The organism is Burkholderia arboris (assembly GCF_038723655.1).
Lineage (GTDB): Bacteria > Pseudomonadota > Gammaproteobacteria > Burkholderiales > Burkholderiaceae > Burkholderia > Burkholderia arboris.
Map to the genome: position 1 here is coordinate 3154207 of NZ_CP109821.1, position 13725 is coordinate 3167931.

Sequence of the window (13725 nt, forward strand, 5' to 3'; positions counted from 1 at the left end):
TGGCGGCACTCGGAACGATCAGCACGATCGCGCGCGGCGCGCATGCCGTTCGGCCGCGGGGCTGGCTGCGCGCGGCGTCGGCTTCAACGGTGCGATCCGAGGGTGCCTCTGCATCTTCCGAATCCTTGATTCAAAACGGAATTCTAACCCATGATCGCACCATCCGTGACACGCCGGACAGGTCGTGGGGCTATCGCCGCCAGCCGCGCCGGGCGGGGTTCGGCGCGGTTTCGTGCGATCATTCGCCGCCCGTCCGGTCGGTAACCATTCGGTTAAGCCGGTAAAAAAGGGACGTTCCGTGTCGCGAACGCCCCGTCCGCGCGGCGCCGCGACCGCTCGCCCGGCATGCCGCTTGCATGCGGGCGGACCCTTGGCGCTATCATTGACCCTTTACCGTCTGCTTCCGCACTGCACGCGAGCGCCCATGGCATCCCACGATTACCTGAAAAAAATCCTCACCGCGCGCGTCTACGACGTCGCGATCGAGACGGAACTCGAACCCGCCCGCAACCTGTCGGTCCGGCTGCGCAATGCCGTATACCTGAAGCGCGAGGACAACCAGCCGGTGTTCTCGTTCAAGCTGCGCGGCGCGTACAACAAGATGGCGCACATTCCGGCGGACGCGCTCGCGCGCGGCGTGATTACGGCATCGGCCGGCAACCACGCGCAGGGCGTCGCGTTCTCGGCGGCCCGGATGGGCGTGAAGGCCGTGATCGTCGTGCCGGTCACGACGCCGCAGGTGAAGGTCGATGCGGTGCGCGCGCACGGCGGCCCGAGCGTCGAGGTGATCCAGGCGGGCGAATCGTACAGCGATGCGTATGCGCACGCGGTCAAGGTGCAGCAGGAGCGCGACCTCACGTTCGTCCACCCGTTCGACGATCCGTACGTGATCGCCGGCCAGGGCACGATCGCGATGGAGATCCTGCGCCAGCACCAGGGCCCGATCCACGCGATCTTCGTGCCGATCGGCGGCGGCGGGCTCGCGTCCGGCGTCGCGGCGTACGTGAAGGCCGTACGCCCGGAGATCAAGGTCATCGGCGTGCAGGCCGAGGATTCGTGCGCGATGGCGCAGTCGCTGGATGCCGGCGAGCGCATCGAGCTGAGCGAAGTCGGCCTGTTCGCGGACGGCACGGCGGTGAAGCTCGTCGGCGAGGAAACTTTCCGGCTGTGCCGCGAATTCCTCGACGGCGTCGTGACGGTCAACACCGACGCGCTGTGCGCGGCGATCAAGGACGTGTTCCAGGACACGCGCAGCGTGCTCGAGCCGTCGGGCGCGCTCGCGGTCGCGGGTGCGAAGCTGTACGCGGAACGCGAGGGCATCGAGAACCAGACGCTCGTCGCGGTCACGTCCGGCGCGAACATGAACTTCGACCGGATGCGCTTCGTGGCCGAGCGCGCCGAAGTCGGCGAGGCGCGCGAAGCCGTGTTCGCGGTCACGATCCCCGAGGAACGCGGCAGCTTCAAGCGCTTCTGCTCGCTCGTCGGCGACCGCAACGTCACCGAGTTCAACTACCGGATCGCCGATGCGCAGTCCGCGCACATCTTCGTCGGCGTGCAGATCAAGCGCCGCGGCGAATCGGCGGAGATCGCCGCGAACTTCGAGTCGCACGGGTTCAAGAGCGTCGACCTGACGCACGACGAGCTGTCGAAGGAACACATCCGCTACATGGTCGGCGGCCGCTCGCCGCTCGCGCTCGACGAACGCCTGTTCCGCTTCGAATTCCCTGAGCGGCCGGGTGCGCTGATGAAGTTCCTGTCGTCGATGGCGCCGGACTGGAACATCAGCCTGTTCCACTACCGCAACCAGGGCGCGGACTACAGCTCGATCCTCGTCGGGCTGCAGGTGCCGCAGGCCGATCGCGCCGAATTCGAACGCTTCCTCGCGGCACTCGGCTACCCGTATGTCGAAGAGAGCGCCAACCCGGCTTACCGCCTCTTCCTGTCGTAAAGGCGTCCCACGATGAATCCCGAACATTCCCCGCTCGGCAAGGCCACCGTCTACGCGGCGCAGTACGACGCGTCGCTGCTGTTCCCGATCCCGCGCGCCGGCGCGCGCGAGCAGCTCGGCATCACGTCGGCGCTGCCGTTCTTCGGCACCGACATCTGGAACGCGTACGAGCTGTCGTGGCTCAATGCGCGCGGCAAGCCGCAGGTCGCGGTCGCGACGTTCTACGTGCCGGCCGAATCGCCGGCCATCGTCGAATCGAAGTCGTTCAAGCTGTATCTCGGCTCGTTCGCGCAGTCGAAGTTCGACTCGATCGATGCGGTGCGCGACGTGCTGAAGCGCGACGTGTCGGCCGCGTGCGGCGCGACCGTGTCGGTGCAGCTCGTGTCGGCGCACGATTTCGGCAAGCTCGAGATGGAAGAACTCGACGGGCTGTCGCTCGACCGCCTCGATCTCGATACCGACATCTACGATCCCGATCCGTCGCTGCTGTCGGCAGCCGTTGACGAAGCGCCGGTCGAGGAAACGCTCGTGTCCGACCTGCTGCGCTCGAACTGCCCGGTCACGGGCCAGCCCGACTGGGGCAGCGTGCAGATCCACTACGTCGGGCCGCAGATCGACCACGCGGGCCTGCTGCGCTACATCATCTCGTTCCGCAATCACACGGGCTTTCACGAGCAATGTGTCGAGCGGATCTTCCTCGACATCATGCACGCGTGCAAACCGGTGAAGCTGGCGGTGTATGCGCGCTATACGCGCCGTGGCGGGCTCGACATCAACCCGTTCCGCACGAACTACAACCAGCCGATGCCTGACAACGCGCGGACTGCGCGGCAGTAAATGCAAGGGGACTGGCGGGCATGTGGAAGCCCGCCAGCACCGCCTGCTTGCGAAAAGAATGTCTTTCTAGTTCGGTGCGAACACATCGGCTTGGCACTTCGGGCAATACAGGTAGATCGTTCGACCATCGGGCATCGAAATGAAGCCGCGCCTTGCCTGGTCTATTCTCCATTTCGCCGAACCACCACCCGCGACACGTGCCTTGCCTTCGGCATAGCAATTCGCGGCGTCCAGATCATGGCTGTATGCCCGTTCTGTTACGCGGCTCGCACGCTTGAAAAACGCGCGGACATCCGCCTGCCGAAGAACGAACGTACGACACGTATCTGCCGTTTCGTCCCCGCTGATGTCAGCCGACCACGCGCCGTTCGTGACGATTTCGACTGACTCTGGCACAACCGTGGGTAAAGCCCCTCCAGGCGACGTACCATCGGGCAATGTACCCGCAACCGCGCTGTGGTCGAGCACGAGCGCCAACATCAAAACCGCGAGTCGAATCACCATTGCCCCTTCGCCGCCTCTGTGCGGTTCTTCCGCGATACTGCCGGATGGCGAAAAACCTCTGCCAACGGCACATTGAGTGTTACCGAAAGTTCATGGATGAGCCATCGAAGCGAGTCATTCTGAGCTTCCGGCGCCGCGACGTAGGTTCGTCGGTCAGGGTTCGGTTCATTGAGCGGGAGTGCTTCACCGACCAATTCCACGCCAATGCTGTCTGTATTAGAAGGGTAACGGTCCGGGACCGCCTTGCGCATCTCACGCCGGTTTTCGCCACGCGGGTCAAAACGGCGAAGTTGCTCCAGTTCGACCGGCGTGCAACGCATTTCGGCAACACAGCGCGCCTTGAGACGACCAACATGCCAAGTCTGCTTCTTCAAAGATGCCGTCTGATAAATCGTTCCATCTTTCTCAATCAGAAAATGCGCCCCGCTGGCAGACGCATTCTGATAGCTACTGAGAGCAGAAGCCGCCGTTGAACCGCCAGTTTGATGGACGACTACTCCGCTAATCCTCGGCATCTCACCACGCTCGATCTGAGCTTTTCTGGCCCGCACTACGCGTGGACTAAGAGAGTGTTTCAAAAAGAGTCGTCCGGGCGCTGAAGCGTTCGCCAGCAGATCAGGCAACAGGCGAGTTTGAGGAGCCCTTCATGGATGTCGGCACGACGCTCAAATCGTGTACGAAGACGGCGGAATCCGTGCAGCCAGGCATTGGTACGTTCGACGACCCAACGTACTTTGCCAAGACCGCTGCCGTGAGGTTCACCGCGTCGGGCAATCGATGTGGGAATCCCGGCAGCGTGCAACGGCCGGCGATATTTGTCGTGGTCGTAAGCCCGATCGGCATAGATCCGGCCAGACTTGCGCAAGGGGCGACCACGCAAACCGCGAACCGGTGGGATGGCGTCGACCAGTGGCAGCAGTTGCGTGATGTCGTTGCGGTTCGCGCCCGTCAGGATGATCGCGAGCGGCGTGCCGTTGGCGTCGGTGGCGACGTGATGTTTGGAACCGGGTCGCGCACGATCGGTGGGGTTCGGTCCAGTTTTTCGCCCGCCCCAACTGCTCGAACAGAAGTGGAATCGATGACGACACGAGAAAAGTCGATCCGATCGGCGGCACGCAGCTTCGCGAGCAGGATCTCGTGGAGCCGATCCCAGACGCCGACCTGTTGCCAGTCGCGCAGGCGGCGCCAGCAACTGATGCCCGATCCGCAACCCATCTCGGCAGGTAGTTCGTTCCAGCGAATGCCGCTCTTGAGTACGAAAAGTATTCCGGTCAGCGCAGCCCGATCGGCTACGGGTTTGCGCCCCGGGTACCGGAAGCGTCTCGGCTTTGCTGGTGGCAAAAGTGGTTCGATCAATGCCCACAATTCGTCGTCGATGATCGGCCTGGTCATCTCCTCGCTCCGCATGTCACAACGGTCGAGGTTAACAGCTTTGTGTTCGAGTTAACAGAGGGCTAACGCTCTTTTTGAAACACTCTCTAACAACCATTCCATTGAAATCAATCGAGAGCATTCAATACCCGCATCATATCGCCGCAATCTTTCCGCCGATCGCTTACGTTCATGCCTTCACCCGTCATGCACACCGGCTAACTCGGCTTTCGCGATAGCTCGGCCATTCGTCCGGTGTCCCATTTCCGTTCAACCGCTGCGCGATACAGCATCGCCAGCGTGATCGACTCCCGTTTGAGGTCGTGCGGTTGACGAAGCACCCATCGCCGGAACAACGAATAACTTCCCTCGCCTTCCATCAGGAAATACCGGTGAAAATCGACGTCGCCGGTATCGATGCAAAATCGCTCAAAAAAGTGGCCCATGAAATCGTCGGCTTCATCGACGGTCTGGCCAAGATCCTCCCAAAGCCTCGTGGCCACGGACAGCGGCATCGATTTGCCAAGCCCTGCTTCGGATCTGACGAAGGCCTCGATCTCGTCCCACTGCACGTTTTCCATCAAAACACCTTGCACTCTGGTTCAACAAGACAGTTGTACTCGGTGATCGGGCCACGCACCCGCGCCGATAGCCGCCGCATCCCGCCGGATAGATGTGTCACGTTGAGGCCCGTTGAAAAAAGTTCGTCACACAATGCAAACTCTCGTTGCCGCTCATACCCCGCTTCAACCGCATTGCATTTGAACGTTCCCAGCCCATCTGCTCGCCGAGCGCCCTCATCCATGCATTGCCTTCGTCATGACGAAACAAGGCCGGTGCACGCAAATGCACCGGCCTTGTTGCACTGCTCCTACCCTTGCCGAGTTGCGTCGCCGATGCCTTGTCCGCGATGTGGTCGATGCTCATGCTCGACCGCACGCACGCGTGTGCCGACGGGCGACACGAACACCGTGTTGAACTACGCGAAATCGTGCGCGTCGTCGACCCACACGTCGCGGCGCACGACGTGCTCGAGCCTTAACCGGCTTCCTCCAGGATCGCTGCGCATGCGCGGCTACACGTCTCGGCGGGCCCGCCATTAACCCGTTCCGCATCAACTGGAACCAGCCGACGCCGAGACGTCAGGTTGCAGTCATCGCGGGAGCCAGATGGCCCGAAATCAACCCTGCAGCGGCCGCGCAGGGAGGATCTCCACCAGCCGCAGCAGGTAGCCGTCGGGGTCCTGCACCAGCACCTCGACCTGGCCGTGCTCGATGTCGCCCTCCCGATACCAGGACGTGCGCGGCTCGACGAACAGCGCCACGCCAGCGGCGCGAATCCGGCCGAGGATGGGGTCGAGCGAATCCACCTCGATCTGCAGATTGATCCCCCGCCCGAACGGCGGCGTCAGCGGCCCCGTCAACCAACTCTCGGGGCTCTGCTGTTCGAGCATCAGTTGAGCGCCCCCAATCTCGAGGTACGCGAAGCCGTCTTCCGGACGCTCGAAGCGAATCCGGAATCCCAGCACGTCACGATAGAAGCGCACGCTTCCTGCAAGGTTCGAGCAGATCAGCTCCGGCACCAGCGCAGCCCATTCCATATTCTTCCTCCCGGTAAAGTCGTACGGCACGTTACACGAACGGGTGGAATGCGTTGCGGCGGTTGCGGTCACACGGCGGAACCCGGTCCTTCAAGCCAGGTGCCGCACATGAAAAAACGGGCCCTGCGCACACGAATGCGCAGGGCCCGTCACATCTCGGTTCGCCGTCGGCGTGTTACTTCGCCGGCGCCTTGTACGCGATGCAGTCGACCTCGACCTTGCAGTCGATGACCATGCTCGATTGCACGCACGCGCGCGCCGGCGGATGCTCGCCGAAGTACGACACGAACACCTTGTTGAACGACGCGAAATCGCGCGCGTCATCGAGCCACACGCCGCAGCGCACGACGTGCTCGAGGCCGTAGCCGGCTTCCTTCAGGATCGCGATCACGTTCTCGATCGTCTGCTTCGACTGCGTGACGATCCCGCCTTCGACGACCTCGCCGTTCACCATCGGCGTCTGGCCCGACACGTACAGCCAGCCGTCAGCCTCGACCGCACGTGCGAACGGCATCACCTGGCCGCCGGTCCCCTTCGCTTCGCCCACGCCATATCGTTTCATCGTTTCACTCCTCATATTTCAGTTACGGATGCGCGCGCCGGCAGCGGCACGCGCGGGAGATCGGAACACCTGCCGCGCTCAGAACGCGGCGTCGGCACTCGCCGCCACGCGCTCGCCGCGCGCGACGAAGCCACCGGCGCGCTCGCCGGTCGGCTGGCCGTTTTCGTAGGTCAGCACGCCGTTCACCCACACCGCGTCGATCCCGTGCGCGGGCTGCTGTGGCTTCTCGAACGTCGCGGCGTCGATCACGCTCGCCGGATCGAACAGCACGAGATCGGCGTGGTAGCCGACATGCACCTCGCCGCGCTTCGCGATCCCGTAGCGGCGCGCGGACAGCGACGTCATCTTGCGGATCGCTTCCTCGAGCGGCAGCAGGTTCGTGTCGCGCACGTAATGGCCGAGCACGCGCGGGAACGCGCCCCACAGCCGCGGATGCGGCAGCGGATCGTTCGGCAGCCCGTCGGAGCCGACCATCGTCGCGGGGTGCGACAGGATCCGGCGCACGTCGTCCTCGGACATGTTGTGGTACACCGCGCCGGCCGGACGGATGCGTTGCGCGGCTTCCTGCTCGGTCACGCCCCAGTCGGCCGCGATCGCCTTGAGCAGCTTGCCTGCGACTTCCGGATGCGGCTCCGACCACGTGATCGTGATGTCGATGTCGCCCGTTACCTGCTTCAGGTCGAGCGTCGACGAGCTGCGGCTGTACGGATAGCAGTCGCAGCCGACCGGCTGGTAGCGGCGCGCGCCTTCGAGCGACGCGAGCACTTCGGTGCTGCGCCCCCAGTTCGACGGGCCCGCGCATTTCAGGTGCGAAATCACGACCGGCACTTGTGCATGGCGGCCGACGCGATACGCCTCGTCCATCGCATCCAGGATCGCGTCGAATTCGGTGCGCATGTGCGTCGTGTACAGCGCGCCGGCTTTCGCGAGCGGCTCGGCGAGCGCCATCACTTCCTCGGCCGGTGCCGCGAACGCGGAGCCGTACGCGAGGCCCGACGACAGGCCGAGCGCGCCGTTCGCGAGCGCCTCCTCGAGTTGCGCGCGCATCCCGGCGATTTCGCCGTCGGTCGCCGCGCGGTCGAGGCGGTCCATCTGGTTGTTGCGCAGCGCCGTATGGCCGACCAGCGCCGCGACGTTGACGGCCGGGCGCGCGGCGTTGACGGCCGCGACGTAGTCGGCGAAGGTCGGGTACCGGAACGCGCCGCGCTCGCCCAACAGGTTCATCGGGTCGGGCGGATCGCCCGCGAGCGTCACCGGCGACGCGCTGATCCCGCAATTGCCGACGATCACGGTCGTCACGCCCTGCGAGATCTTCGGGATCATCTCCGGCGCGCGGATCACGTGCGTGTCGTCGTGCGTGTGCACGTCGACGAAGCCCGGCGCGAGCGCGCGGCCGTTCGCATCGACAACGTTCTCGGCCAGCCAGTTCGACAGGTTGCCGATCGCAGCGATCACGCCGTTGCGGATCGCGACGTCGCGCGTGACGGGCGGTGCGCCGGTGCCGTCGTACAGCTGCGCGCCGACGATCAGCGTATCGGCGGCTTCGGGATGCGAATGCATGGTCAGTCTCCTACCGGTTGACGGTCTCCGCCGCCGCGGTGCGCATCGAGCGCGTGCTTGATGCGGCGCAGCGATTCTCGGCCCGCATCGCCGAGCCGCATGGCGACTCCGGTGACGAGCACGTCGATCGCCATCATCATCGCGTAACGCGATGTCGAAGGCTTGTAAATGAAATCGGTTTCGAATGCGACGACCGGGATCAGGTGGTCGGCGAGCTTCGCGAGCGGCGACGCCGGCGCCGTGATCGCGATCAGCTTCGCGCCGTAGCGCTTCGCGAGCCGGCAGCTCTCGAGCAACTCGGGCACGCGCCCGCTCACCGACAGCGCGACGACGACGGTGTCGCGCGACAGCGTGGCAGCCACCATCCGCTGCAGCACGCTGTCCTGGTAGCTCGCGACCGGCCGGCCGAAACGCACGAGCCGGAAGCGCAGCTCGTCGGCGAGCGCGGTCGACCCGCCGCCCTGCCCGTACACGTAGGTCATTTTCGCGGCGGCGAGCAGGTCGGCCGCGGCCTCGAACGACGTGTTGCGCAGCAGCTGGTGGTTGTGCGCGAGCGCCACGCGGATCTCGTCATAAACCATCGACGCGGGGCTCGCGTCGGCGGCCGGCGCGTCGTCGGACGGCACCACGAAGCGCTGGCCGACGGCCGCCGCCTGCGCGACGAGCACCTTCAGTTCGCGTACGTCGCGGCAGCCCACGGCCTTCGCGAAACGCGTGACCGTCGCGACGCTGACTTCCGCGTCGCGCGCGAGCGCGCCGATGCTCGCATGCGCGGCGCGCGCCAGATCGGCGAGGATGAACGCGGCAACCTTGCGCTCGGCTTCGCGCAGCTCGGGCGCGCATTCGGCGATCCGCGCGACGATGTCGAGGAGCGGCGGGGCGGCCGGCGCCGGATGAGGCTCGGCCGCGAGCGGAGCGGACGGGGAAGCGGGCGTATTCATCTGCTGATAAGGGTGCGGGGCTTGATGTTACTAAATAACATCACCGCGCCGATGCTACTTTCTGTACCATCTGCGTGTCAACTTCGGTGCAATGCATAGTGATGATGGAGCGGGATGACATGAAAGTTACAAACTATCAGGAAGCGACGATCGACCCGTTCGGCAAGGGTCTGGGCAATCTGCCGAGCGCGAGCGTGCCGCTCGGCGACGCAGGCCGGCTCGAATGGAACCTGCTCGCGGAAGACGTCAGCCTGCCGGCCGCCGTGCTCTACGAAGACCGCGTCGAACACAACCTGAACTGGATGCAGGCGTTTGTCCAGAAATACGGCGTCCAGTTCGCGCCGCACGGCAAGACGACGATGGCGCCGCAACTGTTCCGCCGCCAGCTCGACGCCGGCGCGTGGGGCATCACGCTCGCGACCGCGCACCAGACGCAGGCCGCGTACCACGGCGGCGTGCGCCGCGTGCTGCTCGCGAACCAGCTGATCGGCCGCCAGAACATGACGATCATCGCCGGGCTGCTGTCCGATCCCGAGTTCGAATTCTTCTGTCTCGTCGATTCCGCCGAGAGCGTCGACCAGCTCGGCCGCTTCTTCGGCGACGCGAAGAAATCGCTGAACGTGCTGATCGAGCTCGGCGTGCCGGGCGGCCGCGCGGGCGTGCGCGACGCCGCGCAGCGCGAAGCCGTGCTGGCCGCGCTCGCGCGCTATCCGGACACGCTGAAGCTGGCCGGCATCGAACTCTATGAAGGCGTGCTGAAAGAGGAAGGCGAGATCCGCACGTTCCTGCAGGAAGCCGTCACGCTCACGCGCGAACTCGCCGAAGCGGGCCGCTTCGCGCGCACGCCGGCGATCCTGTCCGGCGCCGGTTCGGCGTGGTACGACGTGGTCGCGGAAGAATTCAGGAAGGCGTCCGACGCGGGCTTCGCGGAAGTCGTGCTGCGCCCGGGCTGCTACCTGACGCACGACGTCGGTATCTACAAGAAGGCGCAGACCGACGTGTTCGCGCGCAACCCGATCGCCCGCTCGATGGGCGAAGGGCTGCTGCCGGCGCTGCAGCTGTGGGCATACGTGCAATCGGTGCCGGAAGCCGACCGCGCGATCGTCGCACTCGGCAAGCGCGACGCGGCGTTCGACGCGGGCCTGCCGGAGCCGGCGCGCCACTTCCGCCCGGGCCGCGACACCGCGCCGCGCGACGTCGCCGCGACCGAAGGCTGGGCCGTGACCGGGATGATGGACCAGCACGCGTACCTGCAGATCCCGCCGGGCGCGGACGTGAAGGTCGGCGACATGGTCGCGTTCGACATCTCGCACCCGTGCCTGACGTTCGACAAGTGGCGCCAGGTCCTCGTGCTCGATCCGCAGTTCCGCGTGACGGAAGTCGTCGAAACGTTCTTCTGACGCCCCCCGCGCGCACCGCCCCGCCGCTCGCGCGGGGCGGCCGTCACGCGCGCTTCAATCTGCCGGAGTACACTGCGCTTTCGTCCTCGGGGCCCCTCGCGGCCGTTGCGCACGGCGCGAACGGGCCTTCAACGCTGCATCCCTGGAGAAAGCCATGGCCGCGAAGAAGATCCTGTTCCTGACCGGCGATTTCGCCGAAGACTACGAAACGATGGTGCCGTTCCAGGCGCTGCAGGCCGTCGGCCACCACGTCGATGCAGTCTGCCCGGGCAAGCGCGCGGGCGACAAGATCAAGACCGCGATCCACGATTTCGAAGGCGACCAGACCTACACCGAGAAGCCCGGCCATCAGTTCACGCTGAACGCGGCATTCGACGATGTCGATGCGTCGCGCTACGACGCGCTCGCGATCGCGGGCGGCCGTGCCCCCGAATACCTGCGACTCGATCCGAAGGTGATCTCGCTCGTGCGCGAGTTCGCCGAAGCCGGCAAGCCGATCGCCGCGATCTGCCATGCGGCGCAGCTGCTCGCGGCCGCCGACGTGATCCGCGGCAAGCGCATTTCGGCCTACCCGGCGTGCGCGCCCGAAGTGAAGCTCGCGGGCGGCGAATATGCCGACATTCCGGTCGACGCGGCCGTGACCGACGCGCCGTTCGTCACCGCGCCCGCGTGGCCCGCGCATCCGGCCTGGCTCGCGCAGTTCCTCGTGCTGCTGGGCACGCGCATCGAGCTGTAAGCCAGCACCGAATCGGGATGAGATGAAGCGGCAGCCGGCGGCGCGAACGCGCCGCCCTGCCCGCGCATCAGCGCGCGACCGGTGCCGAACCGGCGTCCGCGATTCGCGTTTCCAGCATCGCGAGCGCACCCGACAGCGCATTCAGCACGTCGTCCGGCAGTTGCGCCATCGTCTGTTCGAGAAACGCCTTGCGGCGCGGCAGGCACGCGTCGAACGCCGCGCGGCCTTCGTCGGTCAGCGTGACGTTGGTCACGCGGTTGTCGCGTGCATCGGATTCGCGCTGGATCCAGCCGAGCGCGTCGAGCGACTTCAACTGGCGCGTGAGCGCGCCCGGATCGATGCGCAGCACTTCGACGAGCTTCTTCTGCGACGAATGCCCGCCCATCGTGTGCAGCGCGACCATGATGCGCCAGCGCGGCATCGGCTGCCCGACGTGCGCTTCGAACGCGGTCATGAACGCGCGATACGTGCGTCCGAATTGCTGCAAGATCGCGACGCGGTCCTGTTCTTCCATGCGCTGATTTCGTTTCCGGTAAATCGTTGAGTCGTTGAATCGCTTGATCCGTCAATCGGCCGCGACGTGCGGTTCGATCTTGCGCCGCAGCGCGATCGGCGGCACGCGGCGGCACTGCCATACCGACACCACGGCGATGACGGCCGCCATCGCGACGCCCAGGTGAATCGCGCCGACGAGCGATTCGCGGGCCGCTTCCAGCAGCAGCGCGCCATTATGCCCGGCACGCGTCAGCTCCGCGACGAGCCCCCCCTGCGCCGCGCGGTCGATCAGGATCTGCGGATCGGCGAGCTGCGCATGCCACTGCATCGCGTGATCGGCCGTCAGCGCATTGCGCACGCCGCCCGAGTACATCTGGTTGACGAGCGTGCCCGTCAGCGCCGTGCCGAGCATCCCGCCGACCATCCGCAGCGACTGCAGCAGCGCCGTCGCGATGCCGAGGTGCTCGCGGCCGGCCGTCTGCTGCGCGAACACGGTAAGGTTCGGCAGCACGAAGCCGAGCCCGATGCCGCCCGCGACCATCAGCGCCATCAGCATCCAGGCGGGCGTCGTGTGGGTCGACACGACGATGCCCGCACACGTGATCGCGAACAGCACGAAGCCGACGTGCAGCATCGCGTTCGGATTGCGGATGCGCGTGACGACGCGGCCGTTCATGATGCTGCCGATCGTGATGAACACGACGAGCGGCGTGATCACGAGTCCGGCTTCCTTCGGCGACATCCCGAAGCCGCCCTGGAACAGCAGCGGCGCGTAGAACAGCAGCGAGAACATCGAGAAGCCGGCGAGGATCGCGAGCACGAACAGCGCCGACAGCGCGCGGTTGCCGAACATGTCGAACGGCAGAATCGGCTGCTCGCAGCGCTTCTCCCAATGCCACAGGCCAATGCCGGCCGCGACCGCGACGACGAGCAGCAGCGACGCCCAGCTCGCGACGCCGTACTTCGGCAGCCATTCGACGAACAGCTGCAGCGCGCCGAGCGACAGCGCGATCAGCAACGCGCCCGGCCAGTCGAGCCGCATCTTGCGATCGTGCGCGACATGGCGCAGGTGCGGCAGGTAGCGCCATACGAAGAACAGCGACAGCAGGCCCACCGGCAGGTTCACGTAGAACACCGAGCGCCAGCCGAACGACTGGGTCAGTATGCCGCCGAGCGACGGGCCGACCGCGTTCGCAATGCCGAACGCGGAGCTCATCAACACCTGCCAGCGCAGCCGCACGACGGAATCGGGAAACAGGTCGGGAATGCACGCGAACGCGGTGCCGACCAGCATCCCGCCGCCGATCCCCTGCAGCCCGCGCGCGAGCACGAGGAACAGCATGTCGTTGGCCATCCCGCACAGCACGGACGCGGCGGTGAACACGACGATCGACGCGATGACGAACGGCTTGCGGCCGTAATAGTCGCCGAGGCGGCCGAAGATCGGCACCGTGATCACGGAACTGAGCAGGTACGAGGTCGCGACCCACGCGTACAGGTCGAAACCGCGAAGCTCGGCGACGATGGTCGGCAACGCCGTGCCGACGACGGTCTGGTCGAGCGCGACCAGCATGGTGACGAACGAGATCCCGATCATCGCCAGCAGCGATTCGCGGAACGGCAAAACTTGCCCGCTCGAATGGTGGGCGGCAGTGTGGACGGCCATTTTTTGTTGATGCAACTTTTGACGAGTCAAACAATTTCAAAATTCTAGCATGGCGGAGTAATCTAGGCTGGCGACGGTTTAGGGCCCGTTCAAGCCAAGGAGAAA

The 13725-nt window shown here is 65.5% G+C and carries 15 protein-coding genes; 4 read left to right on the top strand and 11 right to left on the bottom strand.

Translation table 11 applies throughout. From position 1 onward, the window contains the following. The first annotated feature begins 424 nt into the window (after positions 1–424). Together ilvA and queF are read left to right on the top strand one after the other, a co-directional pair. Positions 425–1948 (top strand): threonine ammonia-lyase, biosynthetic, encoded by a 1524-nt coding sequence (gene ilvA / locus OHZ10_RS14795; protein ID WP_059233219.1) that lies wholly within the window; start codon positions 425–427, stop codon positions 1946–1948. Positions 1949–1960: 12 nt separating this feature from the next. Then, positions 1961–2785, top strand: coding sequence for an NADPH-dependent 7-cyano-7-deazaguanine reductase QueF (gene queF, locus OHZ10_RS14800; protein WP_342702879.1), 825 nt, complete (start codon positions 1961–1963; stop codon positions 2783–2785). 66 nt (positions 2786–2851) lie between these two features. On the opposite strand, the gene OHZ10_RS14805 is transcribed toward queF, so the two are convergent. From OHZ10_RS14805 to OHZ10_RS14845, 9 genes are all read right to left on the bottom strand, one after another. Then, positions 2852–3289, bottom strand: a complete 438-nt coding sequence (locus OHZ10_RS14805) for a hypothetical protein (RefSeq protein ID WP_155627114.1) — start codon at positions 3287–3289, stop codon at positions 2852–2854. Beyond that, positions 3283–3912, bottom strand: coding sequence for a peptidoglycan recognition protein family protein (locus tag OHZ10_RS14810; RefSeq protein WP_230950377.1), 630 nt, complete (start codon positions 3910–3912; stop codon positions 3283–3285). The genes OHZ10_RS14805 and OHZ10_RS14810 overlap by 7 nt, the downstream gene beginning before the upstream one ends. Then, positions 3864–4681, bottom strand: a protein-coding gene (locus OHZ10_RS14815; protein WP_342702881.1) for an IS5 family transposase whose coding sequence is annotated in 2 segments (ribosomal slippage) — positions 3864–4333 and positions 4333–4681 — 819 coding nt in all. Because the reading frame shifts where the segments join, the coding sequence is not laid out codon by codon here. Before OHZ10_RS14815 ends, OHZ10_RS14810 begins: the two co-directional genes overlap by 49 nt. 197 nt (positions 4682–4878) lie before the next feature. Next, positions 4879–5241: a DUF1493 family protein gene (locus OHZ10_RS14820; protein WP_342702883.1), complete on the bottom strand. Its 363-nt coding sequence runs from the start codon at positions 5239–5241 to the stop codon at positions 4879–4881. A gap of 97 nt (positions 5242–5338) precedes the next feature. After that, positions 5339–5587, bottom strand: a complete 249-nt coding sequence (locus OHZ10_RS14825; RefSeq protein ID WP_342702884.1) for a hypothetical protein — start codon at positions 5585–5587, stop codon at positions 5339–5341. Positions 5588–5840: 253 nt separating this feature from the next. Then, positions 5841–6260 carry a bleomycin resistance protein gene (locus tag OHZ10_RS14830; protein ID WP_256085267.1) on the bottom strand — a complete coding sequence of 140 codons (420 nt, stop codon included), beginning with the start codon at positions 6258–6260 and terminating at the stop codon, positions 5841–5843. A gap of 175 nt (positions 6261–6435) precedes the next feature. Further along, entirely contained in the window at positions 6436–6822 is a 387-nt protein-coding gene (locus tag OHZ10_RS14835) for a RidA family protein (protein ID WP_006751946.1), read from the bottom strand. 78 nt (positions 6823–6900) lie between these two features. After that, the gene (locus tag OHZ10_RS14840) at positions 6901–8382 is read right to left on the bottom strand and encodes an N-acyl-D-amino-acid deacylase family protein (protein WP_059233216.1); all 1482 of its coding nucleotides are present in this window, start codon (positions 8380–8382) and stop codon (positions 6901–6903) included. A gap of 2 nt (positions 8383–8384) precedes the next feature. After that, the gene (locus OHZ10_RS14845) at positions 8385–9323 is read right to left on the bottom strand and encodes a MurR/RpiR family transcriptional regulator (RefSeq protein ID WP_342702885.1); all 939 of its coding nucleotides are present in this window, start codon (positions 9321–9323) and stop codon (positions 8385–8387) included. 119 nt (positions 9324–9442) lie between these two features. Here OHZ10_RS14845 and OHZ10_RS14850 point away from each other — a divergent pair, with 119 nt between their 5' ends. Both OHZ10_RS14850 and OHZ10_RS14855 read left to right on the top strand, forming a co-directional pair. Continuing rightward, positions 9443–10723 carry an amino acid deaminase gene (locus tag OHZ10_RS14850; protein ID WP_256085269.1) on the top strand — a complete coding sequence of 427 codons (1281 nt, stop codon included), beginning with the start codon at positions 9443–9445 and terminating at the stop codon, positions 10721–10723. A 154-nt stretch (positions 10724–10877) separates the two neighbouring features. Further along, the gene (locus tag OHZ10_RS14855) at positions 10878–11459 is read left to right on the top strand and encodes a DJ-1/PfpI family protein (protein WP_039360134.1); all 582 of its coding nucleotides are present in this window, start codon (positions 10878–10880) and stop codon (positions 11457–11459) included. Between the two features lie 67 nt (positions 11460–11526). Here OHZ10_RS14855 and OHZ10_RS14860 read toward each other — a convergent pair whose 3' ends face one another. Together OHZ10_RS14860 and OHZ10_RS14865 are read right to left on the bottom strand one after the other, a co-directional pair. Further along, positions 11527–11973, bottom strand: a complete 447-nt coding sequence (locus OHZ10_RS14860; protein WP_059233213.1) for a MarR family winged helix-turn-helix transcriptional regulator — start codon at positions 11971–11973, stop codon at positions 11527–11529. A 51-nt stretch (positions 11974–12024) separates the two neighbouring features. Further along, positions 12025–13620: an MDR family MFS transporter gene (locus tag OHZ10_RS14865; RefSeq protein ID WP_059233212.1), complete on the bottom strand. Its 1596-nt coding sequence runs from the start codon at positions 13618–13620 to the stop codon at positions 12025–12027. Positions 13621–13725: the final 105 nt, after the last annotated feature.

Bases quoted from the DNA above. Each gene is read 5' to 3' on its own strand.
- OHZ10_RS14855 (WP_039360134.1), top strand. From the start codon at position 10,878: ATGGCCGCGAAGAAGATCCTGTTCCTGACCGGCGATTTCGCCGAAGAC.
- OHZ10_RS14805 (WP_155627114.1), bottom strand. From the start codon at position 3,289: ATGGTGATTCGACTCGCGGTTTTGATGTTGGCGCTCGTGCTCGACCAC.
- OHZ10_RS14820 (WP_342702883.1), bottom strand. From the start codon at position 5,241: ATGGAAAACGTGCAGTGGGACGAGATCGAGGCCTTCGTCAGATCCGAA.
- OHZ10_RS14825 (WP_342702884.1), bottom strand. From the start codon at position 5,587: ATGAGCATCGACCACATCGCGGACAAGGCATCGGCGACGCAACTCGGC.
- OHZ10_RS14835 (WP_006751946.1), bottom strand. From the start codon at position 6,822: ATGAAACGATATGGCGTGGGCGAAGCGAAGGGGACCGGCGGCCAGGTG.
- queF (WP_342702879.1), top strand. From the start codon at position 1,961: ATGAATCCCGAACATTCCCCGCTCGGCAAGGCCACCGTCTACGCGGCG.
- OHZ10_RS14850 (WP_256085269.1), top strand. From the start codon at position 9,443: ATGAAAGTTACAAACTATCAGGAAGCGACGATCGACCCGTTCGGCAAG.
- ilvA (WP_059233219.1), top strand. From the start codon at position 425: ATGGCATCCCACGATTACCTGAAAAAAATCCTCACCGCGCGCGTCTAC.
- OHZ10_RS14840 (WP_059233216.1), bottom strand. From the start codon at position 8,382: ATGCATTCGCATCCCGAAGCCGCCGATACGCTGATCGTCGGCGCGCAG.
- OHZ10_RS14860 (WP_059233213.1), bottom strand. From the start codon at position 11,973: ATGGAAGAACAGGACCGCGTCGCGATCTTGCAGCAATTCGGACGCACG.
- OHZ10_RS14845 (WP_342702885.1), bottom strand. From the start codon at position 9,323: ATGAATACGCCCGCTTCCCCGTCCGCTCCGCTCGCGGCCGAGCCTCAT.
- OHZ10_RS14830 (WP_256085267.1), bottom strand. From the start codon at position 6,260: ATGGAATGGGCTGCGCTGGTGCCGGAGCTGATCTGCTCGAACCTTGCA.
- OHZ10_RS14865 (WP_059233212.1), bottom strand. From the start codon at position 13,620: ATGGCCGTCCACACTGCCGCCCACCATTCGAGCGGGCAAGTTTTGCCG.